Source organism: Mycoplasmatota bacterium, assembly GCA_018394295.1.
Lineage (GTDB): Bacteria > Bacillota_I > Bacilli_A > Haloplasmatales > Haloplasmataceae > JAENYC01.
Window position 1 is genome coordinate 3,150,191 of sequence record CP074573.1, and the last position, 12,813, is coordinate 3,163,003.

General features: G+C 29.1%; 15 protein-coding genes. 11 read left to right on the forward strand and 4 right to left on the reverse strand.

What is annotated here, in order from left to right; genetic code table 11:
* Positions 1-5 precede the first annotated feature (5 nt).
* The 4 genes from KHQ81_15045 (at position 6) to KHQ81_15060 (ending at position 3,958) form a co-directional block, all read left to right on the forward strand.
* Entirely contained in the window at positions 6-446 is a 441-nt protein-coding gene (locus tag KHQ81_15045) for a hypothetical protein (GenBank protein QVK18120.1), read from the forward strand.
* A 157-nt stretch (positions 447-603) separates the two neighbouring features.
* Positions 604-2,055: an aminotransferase class I/II-fold pyridoxal phosphate-dependent enzyme gene (locus KHQ81_15050; GenBank protein ID QVK18121.1), complete on the forward strand. Its 1,452-nt coding sequence runs from the start codon at positions 604-606 to the stop codon at positions 2,053-2,055.
* Positions 2,056-2,076: 21 nt separating this feature from the next.
* Positions 2,077-2,925, forward strand: coding sequence for an agmatinase (gene speB, locus KHQ81_15055; protein QVK18122.1), 849 nt, complete (start codon positions 2,077-2,079; stop codon positions 2,923-2,925).
* Between the two features lie 157 nt (positions 2,926-3,082).
* Complete coding sequence (locus KHQ81_15060; GenBank protein ID QVK18123.1) at positions 3,083-3,958, forward strand: hypothetical protein; 876 nt, start codon at positions 3,083-3,085, stop codon at positions 3,956-3,958.
* A 45-nt stretch (positions 3,959-4,003) separates the two neighbouring features.
* Here the strand turns inward: KHQ81_15060 and KHQ81_15065 are convergent, their stop codons facing one another.
* From KHQ81_15065 to KHQ81_15075, 3 genes are read right to left on the reverse strand one after another with little or no spacing between them, the layout of a single operon-like run.
* Entirely contained in the window at positions 4,004-4,390 is a 387-nt protein-coding gene (locus KHQ81_15065) for a hypothetical protein (protein QVK18124.1), read from the reverse strand.
* 13 nt (positions 4,391-4,403) lie between these two features.
* Positions 4,404-4,769, reverse strand: coding sequence for a DUF2089 domain-containing protein (locus KHQ81_15070; protein QVK18125.1), 366 nt, complete (start codon positions 4,767-4,769; stop codon positions 4,404-4,406).
* 12 nt (positions 4,770-4,781) lie between these two features.
* Positions 4,782-5,102, reverse strand: coding sequence for a hypothetical protein (locus tag KHQ81_15075; protein ID QVK18126.1), 321 nt, complete (start codon positions 5,100-5,102; stop codon positions 4,782-4,784).
* Positions 5,103-5,346: 244 nt separating this feature from the next.
* Between KHQ81_15075 and KHQ81_15080 the strand changes: the two genes are divergently transcribed.
* On the forward strand, positions 5,347-5,823 hold the full coding sequence (locus tag KHQ81_15080; GenBank protein QVK18127.1) for an MgtC/SapB family protein: 477 nt from the start codon (positions 5,347-5,349) through the stop codon (positions 5,821-5,823).
* A 48-nt stretch (positions 5,824-5,871) separates the two neighbouring features.
* Here the strand turns inward: KHQ81_15080 and KHQ81_15085 are convergent, their stop codons facing one another.
* Entirely contained in the window at positions 5,872-6,294 is a 423-nt protein-coding gene (locus KHQ81_15085) for a GNAT family N-acetyltransferase (protein QVK18128.1), read from the reverse strand.
* Between the two features lie 222 nt (positions 6,295-6,516).
* On the opposite strand from KHQ81_15085, the gene KHQ81_15090 reads away from it, so the two are divergent.
* The 6 genes from KHQ81_15090 (at position 6,517) to KHQ81_15115 (ending at position 12,804) form a co-directional block, all read left to right on the forward strand.
* Entirely contained in the window at positions 6,517-7,308 is a 792-nt protein-coding gene (locus KHQ81_15090) for an ATP-binding cassette domain-containing protein (protein QVK18129.1), read from the forward strand.
* On the forward strand, positions 7,308-8,537 hold the full coding sequence (locus tag KHQ81_15095) for an ABC transporter permease (GenBank protein QVK18130.1): 1,230 nt from the start codon (positions 7,308-7,310) through the stop codon (positions 8,535-8,537). Before KHQ81_15090 ends, KHQ81_15095 begins: the two co-directional genes overlap by 1 nt.
* A gap of 151 nt (positions 8,538-8,688) precedes the next feature.
* Complete coding sequence (locus KHQ81_15100; GenBank protein QVK19663.1) at positions 8,689-9,138, forward strand: GatB/YqeY domain-containing protein; 450 nt, start codon at positions 8,689-8,691, stop codon at positions 9,136-9,138.
* 121 nt (positions 9,139-9,259) lie between these two features.
* Positions 9,260-10,270, forward strand: coding sequence for a type I glyceraldehyde-3-phosphate dehydrogenase (gene gap / locus KHQ81_15105; GenBank protein QVK18131.1), 1,011 nt, complete (start codon positions 9,260-9,262; stop codon positions 10,268-10,270).
* 92 nt (positions 10,271-10,362) lie between these two features.
* Positions 10,363-11,286, forward strand: coding sequence for an LD-carboxypeptidase (locus KHQ81_15110; GenBank protein ID QVK18132.1), 924 nt, complete (start codon positions 10,363-10,365; stop codon positions 11,284-11,286).
* A 120-nt stretch (positions 11,287-11,406) separates the two neighbouring features.
* On the forward strand, positions 11,407-12,804 hold the full coding sequence (locus KHQ81_15115; protein QVK18133.1) for an alanine:cation symporter family protein: 1,398 nt from the start codon (positions 11,407-11,409) through the stop codon (positions 12,802-12,804).
* The last annotated feature ends 9 nt before the right edge of the window (positions 12,805-12,813 follow it).

The following is a 12,813-nucleotide window of genomic DNA, read 5'->3' on the forward strand; positions in this document are numbered from 1 at the left end:
TTTTCATGGAACAGAAAAAAGTAGTAAAAATATATGAACCAAATGATTATGAACAAGTAATGGATTTTCTTCAAGGTGTACATACACTAGGAGAGATTGAAGAAGATTTATTTGAAAACGCGGTTATCATTGTTAGTGATGAAGAAATTGTTGGGATGATTACTTTTGAAATGTTTAGAAACAAAGCTTTAATTCGTTATTTTATTTTTGATAGAGATGTAGAAGAAATATATCTAGTTGAAATGTATGAAAAGTTTTTTGAAAATTTGAAACAGAAAAATATGAATAAAGTTTTTGTGATAATTAATAATGATAATATTATGCAGATGTTTATTAATCTTGGTTTTAATGAATTCCCTAAAGAATCTTTCTTTTTAACTGAAGAAAGCATCTTAAATACAAAATATAAAGATGCTACAGTTATGTTTTATGAAATTGAATATTAATAATTATTAAGAATGATTATAAACTATATATGTAATCATTCTTTTTTTTATTTGTAGCTATTTAAAAATAATAATTATATCTTCTAATTTAATGGTATAAGTAATAAAACAACATATTTTTAACTAGACAAGAAGTTTTGCACGAAGGAGAAATAAAATGAAATTAGACCAAAATAAAGCGCCTATCTATCTAGCTTTAAAAAAATTAATTGAAGATGACACAATTCCTTTTGATGTACCTGGTCATAAAAGAGGTAGAGGAAATGCTCTACTACAAGAGTTTATTGGGTCTAGAACATGTGAGTATGATGTGAATTCTTCAAAAACAATTGATTATGCAATGCATCCAACAGGTGTTATAAGAGAAGCAGAAAAATTAATGGCAGAAGCTTTTGGGGCAGATGATGCTTTTTTAATGGTTAATGGGACAACTTCGGCTGTACAAGCCATGGTAATGGCTGCTTGTATGGAAGGAGAAAAAATTATTTTACCTCGTAATGTACATAAATCAGCCATTAATGCCTTAATTCTTAGTGGTGCTATACCCGTATATATTAATCCTGGGGTTAATCATAAATTTGGTATTTCTTTAGGAATATCTGTTTTAGATGTTAAACAAACGATAGAGGAAAATCCAGATGCTAAAGCAATTTTCATCATTAATCCAACTTATTATGGAATTTGTTCGAATATAAAAGAAATTGTAAAAATAGCTCATGAATATGAAATGCTTGTTTTAGTTGATGAAGCACATGGAACCCATCTTTACTTTGGTGAAAATTCTCCTTGTGGTGGAATGCAATTAGGTGCTGATATGTGTGCCTTAAGTTTACATAAAACAGGTGGTTCTTTAACACAAAGTTCCGTTTTACTTGTTCGCAATGAAAAAATAAATCCACATTATGTTCGAAATATAATAAATATTACACTAACAACTAGTTCATCTTATTTATTACTGACAAGCCTTGATTTAGCGAGAAAACAATTAGTGGAAAAAGGAAAAGAAATGGTTAATAGAGCAACTGAATTAGCGAATTATGCTAGGAATGAAATAGAGAAAATTGGTGGTTATATTGTATTCTCAAGAGAATTAATTAATGGTGATACTATTTTCGATTATGATGTCACTAAACTAAGTATTAATGTTTCTAATATCGGTTTATCAGGATTTGAGATGGGGAGTATTTTACGTGATGAATATCATATATTAATTGAGTATGGTGATGCTAACAATTTCATGTGTATAATAAGCTTAGGAGATACAATTGAAAATATAGATAAATTAGTCGCTGCTTTAAAGGATATTAAAGGAAAATACCAATCTGATAAGAAAAAAGGTGCTAAAGCAGAGTTTATACTTCCTGAAGTTTCAATTTCTCCAAGAGAAGCCTTCTATGCTCGTAAAATGCCTGTTTTATTTACGGAAAGTGAAGGATTTGTAAGTGGAGAGTTTGTTATGTGTTATCCTCCTGGTATTCCTGTGATAGCTCCAGGTGAGGTAATTAGTAAAGACGCTATTGAGTATATTATCTATTCAAAGGAAAAAGGAAGTTTAATTACAGGTCCAGAAGATTTAACAAATGAGTTTATTAATATATTAGTATATTAGTTATAAATACGGAGGAAAAGAATGGAAAAAAGTACGTTAACATTTTTATTTTGTAATGCAGAGTATAATGATGCCAAAACAGTTTTGTTTGGGGCGCCATTTGATGGAACCACTTCATTCCGTCCTGGTACTCGATTTGCCCCAATGGTCATCCGCAATGAATCGTATGGCTTAGAAATCTATAGTCCTTATCAAGATAAAGAGATAACGGATTTCAACATTTTTGATTCAGGTGATTTAGTGCCAGATATAGGAAATGTGAAAGCAATGATAGACAAAATTTCTGATTTTACTAACCAGGTATTAGATGATGGTAAATTACCTGTGATGATTGGTGGAGAACATTCTTTATCAATTGGAACAATTAAAGCAGTTGCACAGAAATATCCTGATTTACATATTCTTCATTTTGATGCTCATACTGATTTAAGAGATACATATTATGATCATAAATTATCACATGCAAATGTATTATATCGTGCATGGGAAATGCTTGGAGATAATAGAATATATCAATTTGGAATACGTTCAGGTGCTAAAGATGAATTTGAATGGGCAAAAAAACATGTCATTCAAACCAAATATAATACACAAGGATTAGATGAGACCATAGCGAAATTAAAAGGTAAACCTGTGTATATCACGATTGATTATGATGTTATGGACCCATCAGTATTTCCAGGCACTGGTACACCAGAACCAGGTGGTATAAGTTTTCATGAATTACTAACAGCTATTTTAAAATTTAGAGAGTTAAATGTAGTCGGTGCTGATGTGATGGAATTATCTCCTCATTATGATCAAACGGGTGCTTCTACTGCAGTTGCTTGTAAAGTGTTGAGAGAATTATTAATATCCATTTGTAAATAAACTTAATTAAATTACCTATTAAAAGACTTAGTTAAGTATGTATTTTTAACTAAGTTTTTTAATGTTTGTTGTGGATAAAACAAAAAAAGAGTTTTATATTATTAGTCAGTTTAATATAATTATAATAATATATTTATTATTTTGAGGGGGAATTGGTATGAGTAAAAATGAGGATTTTCTATTTTTAAAAGAGTTAAATCAAGATCTATTTAAAAGATACTTAATGATAGAAGATGCTTTGAAAAATACACATGGTAATGTTTTTGTTGAAATGCAGGCATTTTTAGAACATTTATTTAGATATATTAGTAAAAGGGAGAATTTTTGTTTACATCAGACAACTTTAGGAGATTGTTTGAAAAACAATCAGATTATTAAATTTTGTTTAGTACGTATAGAGTATGAAAACCTAGAACAATTAAAGTTAATTAATACCTGTGGAAATCATTATAAACATGAGAATGTGCTTGATTTTAATTTTGATGAATTCATTAAATGTATGAAAGAAGTGTATTTAATATCTCGAAAGGTTTATAATTATTATAAAAAAGATTTTATTAATCAAATAAAAATGTTTGATAAGAATTATTTTTATGAATTACTTCAAGAAGAACAAAAAAAGCAAGAAAAACATGATTTATATCATATGAAGATGCTTCGTTTAAGTGAAGTAATTATTCAAAAAAAAGAGGAGATATTAGAACTAAAGAAAAATCTAGAAGATTATAAACTGAAGTTAAAGGTGTTTGAAAGGAGTAATAATAATTTAACAAAAGTAAGTGATTTATTAAAAAAAGATAATGGGAACTTAAAGAATAAATTAGATAAAATACAAAAAGATTATAAAGCAATAAAAAAAGAATTAAAGGAGATTCAGGAAATTAATAAATGCTTAGATAAAGAAAATAAAGGATTAAAAAATTATCAATTAGCAACTAAAGGAATTCTATCTAGTATGTTAAAACGAAAAGAAAAACCAATGATTAATGATGCGATAATTGAAAAAATAAAATCACAATTTATAGAAAATTAAACAATAAAAAACACATATGAAAAATTTTCATATGTGTTTTTTACATTATTCAATCCAAATTCGAACTCTTGCTGTATTTGATTCGATATTAACTAATTCACCATCAACATCATTTTCTAATAAACTAATGATTTCATCAAAATCGATTGTAATATCGTCAGCGTTCAAGCTAATTTGATTTTTAATAGAATTCATTCGTAGCATCGTTTTAGCTAGATTTAATGGAATATTAATTTTCACTTTTGTTTCTTCTTCGTTAATATCATCATCTTTATTATAGACTTCTACTTTAATAAACTTTTTTGTACTTGGTGAATAGTTTTTTACTGCAGTTGTTTCGTTTCCTAAACTAGAAATGAGTTTTTCACCATCTTCAACTGAAATTTTACCACTTTCTACCATATTCAAGATTTTTTTTACTTCATCATTCATAAATGATTCCTCCTTATTTATTAAGTAATTCAGTTGCACTATCAACTGTAATTTCACCTCGCTCAAGTTGAGCTAATACTTCCATGCGATTCACATCATTAACTGTTTTAGATGTTTTATAACCTAAAGCAACAATGACTTCATCTAATAAGCGTCTTACCGTGGGATATGAAATATTTAAGTCTTTTTCAACATCTTTTATACTCCCACGATTTTTGACAAATATTTCTACAAAAGATAATTGTTCTTTTGTTAAATAGTTGAACTTGTTAAGAGTGAAAGCACCATTGATTTCAGTATTACAATTTGTACAATATAATGACTTTACACTTAATTGCCCTTCACATACAGGACATTTACTTAACACATATTTCTTCATGATTTGACTCCTTTATTTTGTTCTGATAGAGATTTTCGTATCACCGGTTTCGATTTCCACAATACTAAATGGTGGATATCGTCTAATTTCTTTGATAATAGATTTGACTCCGGTTAATACTTCATTGATATCACTTGTTGAAAAACTATCAAACTCTTTTTTACTCAATCGCATAAATAATTTTATAGTACGTAAAATGAAAGATATCGTTCCTTTTGCAAGCCATAATGGGATAGGAATGATATTTAATTTTATATCATCTGTCTTGATGTATATTTTTAAGAATGTACCATGTCGTTTTCGACTTTTGCGAACTGGTTCTATTTCGTTCATACAGACACCTCCAAAACTCTTTACAATTCTATTATATGCAATGATTTTAAAAAAATCAATATAAATATTAAAAAAATTAATAAATTTAATAAAAAATATTAAAAATATTAATTAAATTATAAATTTTATATAAAAATTATGAATAAGGAGATTAAAAATATTAATTTTTGATTAATTTTATGTTAAAATTGTGTTAATTTTGTGTTAAAATATGATGTATAGAAAGTAAAAAGGGGTGATTTTTATGTCAGGAGCTACAGAATTAGAATATGCATTGAGGATGTTACTAGCTTTTATTGCTGGTGGTATTATTGGTTTTGAAAGAGAAAGACATAAAAAGCCTGTTGGTTTTAGAACTTATGTTTTAGTATGTCTTGGGTCTGCTGTTGTGACAATGGTTGGTGTTGAGACGGTTCAAAGAGCAATAGAGATGGCAGAGGGAAAAGCAATTATTAGGACCGATCCAGTACGATTGAGTGCACAAGTTGTATCAGGTATTGGTTTTTTAGGAGCGGGTACGATCCTTCATGAGAAAAAGACAATCAGTGGATTAACTTCAGCGGCGAGTTTGTGGGCAGCGTCTATGATTGGGATAGCGATTGGATATGGTTATTATTTTATTGGAATCATGGCGACATTCCTGGTAGAACTTACCTTAATATTAAGTAGTTTAAGAAATTATTTTAATAAACCATATGATCCTAGGGATAAAGATGATTAAATCTAGAAAGAAATAAAGAGATAAGTGTTCGCTTATCTCTTTCGTAATTTATAGGGCTTTATGCATTGCTTTATGTTCAATGTTTGCATCTAAAAAGATTTCACCATGGTCGGTATAACCGAATTGTTTATAAAAAGGGATTGCGGTTAATTGGGCATTTAAAATCATTTGATGTATTCTTTGCTTTCTAGCATAATCTTCAATTGTATTCATGATTAATTTACCGACACCTTTTTTGCGATAAGACTTTAATACACAAACACGTTCAATCTTACCTAATCCATCTACTATTCTGAATCTAGCAGCACCGACGGGTTTTTCTTCATCATATACGATAAATTGAAGAGCTATAGCATCAAGGTTATCGATTTCTTCATCAATTGGTACTTTTTGCTCAATTACAAAAACTTCACTTCTTACAATGACTTGGTCATAAAAATGTTTTTGATTTTGTGCGATTATACATTTCATACTTTCACCTCTCGTATTAACTATATTTTATATGAATATCGATATAATTTCAATCATATCTATTTAAAAGGTTAAAATATGATATAATATAAATACAAAAATATGGAATATATAGAGAAATTTAAATACTTATTTGAGATTTTTACAAAAATATTCCATTCTGTTGCATTATAGAATTACTTATTTTATACTTATGAAGTGATTATAAAAAGAGGTGATATTATGCTTAAAGTAGAAAACTTAACAAAAACTTACCGATTAAGTAAAAAACAAATGAAATTAGAAAATACTAAAGAATCTAAAAAAATCGCCGCAAATGGTGTTAGTTTTGAAGTGATGCCTGGTGAGATATTTGGTTTATTGGGTCCAAATGGTGCCGGTAAAACAACGACATTACGCTGTGTATCAACCCTCATTAAGCCTGATAGCGGAGATGTTTTCATAGGGGATGAAAAAGTTAGTGTCGTGACTGAAGATGATAGAGCTAGAGGTTATTTATCATTTTTAACGAGTGAATTAAAACTAGAAGATCATTTCACGCCAAATTATTTATTTAATTTCTTTGGTCGTTTACATGGGTTAGATGAGGAAACGATTGAAAGAAATAAAGAAAGATTGTTTTCGAAATTTGGGATTGAAGAATTTGCGGAAATAAAGGTAAGTCAATTATCAACAGGGATGAAACAAAAAACATCGATTGCTGTTTCACTTGTTCATGACCCTGATATTATTATTTTTGATGAGCCAACCAATGGTCTTGATATTTTAACAGCTCGAACAGTAACAGATTATTTACTTGAATTACGTAATGAAGGTAAAACGATTATTGTATCAACGCATATTATGACATTAGCAGCTAAATTATGTGATCGTATTGGAATTATTATAGATGGTAAAATTAGAAAAGTTGGATCTTTAAAAGATATAATAGCTGATACAAATTCAACAGATTTAGAAGATGCATTCTTTAAAATATATAAGAAAGCAAAAGAAGAAGATGGAGGTGCATTATAATGAATAATATATGGACTATTGTTAAAAAAGAATTAAAGAGAGTATTTACAGATAAACGTATTATTTTTTCATTATTCTTATTACCCCCATTATCAATTTATTTAATATATGGATTAATGGGAATGTCAGCAGAGAATGAAACTAAAAAAGAAGAAGAATACACAGCGATTGTTTATGTTGTTAATTCACCAGAAAAGATTGTGAATGAAGAAAAGGAAGCAAAAGCTTTTCTTGAATTTTTAAATGCTGATTTACCTATGAAATCAAATATTAATCCTGTTAGTTCTAATGATTTAGAAGATTTAATCGAACGATTAAAAAATCAAGAAATTGATTTAATAATAGAGTTTCCAGAGAATTTTGTTAATCAAGTAGAGGAAAATACAACAGACACCCTTCCAAAAATCAATATGTACTATAATATCAATCGTACCTATTCACAAAGTACTTATTTAAAATACACGATGACCTTATCTGAATATGAAACAAAGATTGCAGGAACTCGAGTTGATTTGGATTTATTGGATGTATTTGAAGCAGTAGGAGCACCTCAAGGTGATGTTGAAAAAGCAAAAGGTTCAATTTTAGGAATGATTCTACCACTTCTTCTTGTAATCTATTTAATGGCAGGCGCTATGGGAATTGGTATTGAATCTGTTGCTGGTGAAAAAGAACGTGGTACCATAGCGACTTTATTAGTAACTCCAATTAAGAGAAGCCAACTAGCTATTGGTAAAATTATTAGTATTGCGATTATTGCCGTGTTAAGTTCTTTAACCTCTTTCCTAGGATTATTAGCAGTTTTACCACAATTTGCGAAACTAAATGAGGGAAGCGAATCACTTGAGACTGTAAGTTATGCTATTTCTGATTATGGGATGATATTAACGATCATGCTTGCAACAGTATTGTTCTTTGTTGCCCTTATTGTAATCGTATCAACTTACTCAAAATCAATAAAAGAAGCGGGAACATTAGTTATGCCTCTATATTTAGTGGTTATGGGTGCAGCGTTCTTCAATATGTTTAATCAAAATATATCAAAAGATTATACTAATTATCTTATCCCAATATATAATGTAGTGGTTGCTTTAAAAGCTGCTTTCCAATTTGATTTAACAGTAACTAATTGGTTAATAACGATTGGGTCTACAATTGGTTATACAGTAGTATTGATATTCTTAATTCAAAAAATGTTTAGAAATGAAAAAATAATGTTTAATAAATAATTTGTTTTCAAAATTATTTTAATAAATAATTTGTTTTCAAAATTATTTTAATAAATAATTTGTTTTCAAAATTATTTTAATAAATAATTGTATTTTATTAATAATATTAATAGTTTCTAAATTGTAATAAATTAAAAGAGATGGTGAAATAATAATGTTGTTAGATAAAATTAATCTCGATCTTAAAGAAGCCATGAAAAATAAAAATAAGACGAAACTAGAGACAATACGATTAATTAAAACAACACTGATGAATGAGAAAATAAAATTAATGGTTGATAAGTTATCAGAAGAACAAGAAATTGCTGTTGTTGCTAGAGAAGTCAAGCAAAGAAAAGATTCAATTATTGAGTATGAAAAGGCTGAACGGGCTGATTTAGTAGAAAAAGAAAAGGTACAATTAGATATTTTACAAACCTATCTTCCAAAACAATTAGAAGAAAAAGAAATTATAGATTTAATTGAAAAAATAGTTGTTGATAGTAATTTCACAAGTATAAAAGATATGGGAAAAGTGATGAGTACCTTATCGCCTCTAGTAAAAGGAAGAGCTGATATGGCTAAGGTGAGTCAATTAGTTAAAAATTATCTAAATAAATAAAAATGACTACGCTTTCATTTTACTATCTACTTGAAAAAACAAATCAATAGTAGTAAAATAAAATAGGAATTAGAAATATGTGAAGTAATTCACAGATTCAATAATTTAAGGAGGAATTCTAATGGCAGTTAAAGTAGCAATTAATGGATTTGGACGTATCGGACGTTTAGCTTTCCGTTTAATGTTTAATGACCCAGAATTTGAAATCGTTGCAATTAACGATTTAACAGATGCTTCTACATTAGCACACTTATTAAAATATGATTCAGCTCAAGGTAGATTTGAATTACCAGTGGAAGCAAAAGAATCATCAATTGTAGTTGATGGAAAAGAAGTAACTATTTATGCTGAAAGAGACCCTAAGCAATTACCTTGGGGAGAATTAGGTGTAGATGTTGTTATTGAATGTACAGGAATGTTCACTGATAAAGCAAAAGCAGAAGCGCACATTGTTGCAGGAGCAAAACATGTAATTATTTCAGCTCCAGCAAAAGGTGATTTAAAAACAGTTGTATACAATGTTAACCATGAAATCTTAGATGGTTCTGAAACAGTTATTTCAGGTGCATCATGTACAACAAACTGTTTAGCACCAATGGCTCAAGTATTAAATGATAAATTTGGTATTGTTGAAGGATTCATGACAACAATCCATGCTTATACAAATGATCAAAACACACTAGATGCACCTCATAGAAAAGGTGATTTAAGAAGAGCACGTGCTGCAGCAATGAGTATCATTCCTAATTCAACAGGTGCAGCTAAAGCAATTGGTTTAGTTATTCCAGAATTAAATGGAAAATTAGATGGTGCTGCTCAACGTGTACCAGTAATTACAGGTTCATTAACTGAGTTAACTACAGTATTGAAAAAAGAAGTTACTCTTGATGAAATCAATGCTGCTATGAAAGAAGCAAGTAATGAATCATTTGGATATAATACAGATCCAATTGTTTCACGTGATATTATTGGAATTACATATGGTTCATTATTCGATGCAACACAAACTAAAGTTATTACAGTTGATGGAAAACAATTAGTTAAAACAGTTGCTTGGTATGATAATGAAATGAGTTATACAGCTCAATTAGTTCGTACTGCTAAACACTTCGGTGACTTAATAAATAAATAATATTTATGAATCAGCCACACTGTGGCTGATTTTTTTTATAGACATATAATTCTAAATGATATGAAGTTAAATGAAAAGGTTGAGGTGATAAGATGTTAAAAGGAAAAGCATTAAAAAAGGGAGATACTTTAGGGATTATTAATATTTCATCAGTAGGATCATTAAATGAAGATAGGGTAGATGGAATTATTAAAAAATTAAAGGACATGGGATTTAATGTTGTTGTAGGTAAGTCCTGTTATGAACGATATGGTTATTTAGCAGGGAGTGATGAAACAAGAGTCAATGATTTAAACAACATGTTTGCTAATGATCAAGTAGATGGGATTGTCTGTATAAAAGGTGGATATGGAGCGATTCGAGTTCTTGATAAAATTGATTACGATTTAATAAAAAAACATCCTAAGTTTTTTATTGGTTATAGTGATGTAACAGCTGCCCATATCGCATTGAATCAAAAAGCAAATCTTGTTACATTTCATGGTCCAATGCTAATTGGTGAGTTTGAGAGAGGAATAAGTAAAGATTCTTATCAATATGCTAAAGCATTATTAACAGGAAAAGAAAAAGTTTCTTATATCAATCCTGATAATGAAGAATTGGTATGTGTTGTAGAAGGAGAGATTAAAGCGCCTATTATTGGAGGGAATCTTTCGGTTTTAGTTTCTACATTAGGTACGGATTATGAAATAGATACAAAAGGAAAAATTCTATTTTTTGAAGAAATCAATGAAGAAGTTTATCGTATAGACTCAATGCTTGCTCACCTTAGATTAATGCATAAATTAGAGGAATGTAGCGGGTTCATTATAGGGAAATTTACAAAGTGTCTTGAAGAAGAAAATGGATTTACAATAGAAGACTTAATTAAACAATATATTAAACCTTTAAATAAACCAACGATCGCTAATTTTCAAGCAGGACACGTTTCTCCAAATTATATGATTCCTTTTGGAGTAGAGGCTTATTTGAATGCAACTGAAAAAGAATTAGTCGTTGAACCAGCAGTCCTTTAGTATATTAGGTCGAAAAATCAGTTATTTATATAGCTGATTTTTTTATCTAGAGAAAATAACATAATTTAACTACCTTCATGAATAAGATAGTGATAGTTAAGGTATTTATGGAGGTTTTATATGGACTACATTGTGAATAAAATTATCTGGGGTTGGCCACTTATCATTTTATTATTAGTAGCTAGTGTTTACTATGGAATTCGAACAAGGTTTGTACAATTACGATTTTTAAAATTAATGCCTAAGTTATTGTTTGAAAAGAATGAAGACAAAGAAAAGATTTCTTCTTTTCAATCAATTTCTTTGGTTCTTGCTAATCATGTAGGAACAGGGAATATTGTTGGGGTTTCAATTGCGATAATGTATGGAGGTCCTGGCGCTATATTTTGGATGTGGATAACAGCTGTTCTATGTTCTGTATTAGCGTTTGTTGAAAATACCTTAGGACAAATGTATAAAATTGAAGTGAATGGTGAATATCGCGGAGGTCCCGCTTATTATATACTAAAAGGTATAGGCTCTCCATTGTGGGCGCATATTATTTCCTTTGTTTTTTTTATTTGTCTAGGTTTATTTATGCCAACCATACAATCAGCAACAATTTCTTCCACTATCCATACAACATTCACCTTTCCAAAGTTAATCATTGGTTTGTTTGTTACTCTTACAATCGGTTTTATTATTTTTGGTAACTCCAAAAGGATTGTCCATGTTGCTGAAGTGGTTGTTCCATTTATGGCTGTTTTTTACATTATCGTTGCTACTGTTATTATTTTAGTTCATTTCACACAAATAGATAATGTCTTTTTATTGATTATAAACAATGCGTTAAAAAAAGATGCGATATATGGAAGCATTTTAGGGAGTGCGATTAGTTATGGGATGCGTAGAGGTTTATTTTCTAATGAAGCGGGAGTTGGTTCATCATCGAATATTTCAGCATCAAGTAATGTAACCCATCCAGCAAAACAAGGACTAATATCAACTTTTTGTGTGTTTATAGACACAATTATCATTTGTAGTGCGACTGCTTTTATGATTCTTGTCACAAACTGTTATAACATTATTGATGAAGGAAAAACTCTCTATGTTGGTGTTGAAGGACTTCATTATGGTGAATATGTGGGAGAAGCCATTAATACAGTCTTTAACAATTGGGGAACTTTTTTTGTTACAATTGCATTATTCTTTTTTGCGTATACATCATTATTTAGTGGTTTTTATAATGCACAATCAAATTTAATATTTATATTCAAATCAAAAAAGACATATAAAATTGCAAATTTTATATATAAATGTGTCTTTTTGTCAATAATATTTTTGAGTTCAATTTTTAACACTGACTTTGCATGGAGTTTAGCTGATATGGGTATTGGGATAGCTGCGTTAGTTAATATTATTGTTATTGTGCTACTAAGTGGTAAAGTTCTTGAAGTATTACATGACTTTGAGTTAAAATATAAAAAGAAAGATCAAAGCAGATATTTTAATAAAGAATTAGAATGTTGGCGAAAATAAGGAGAAATT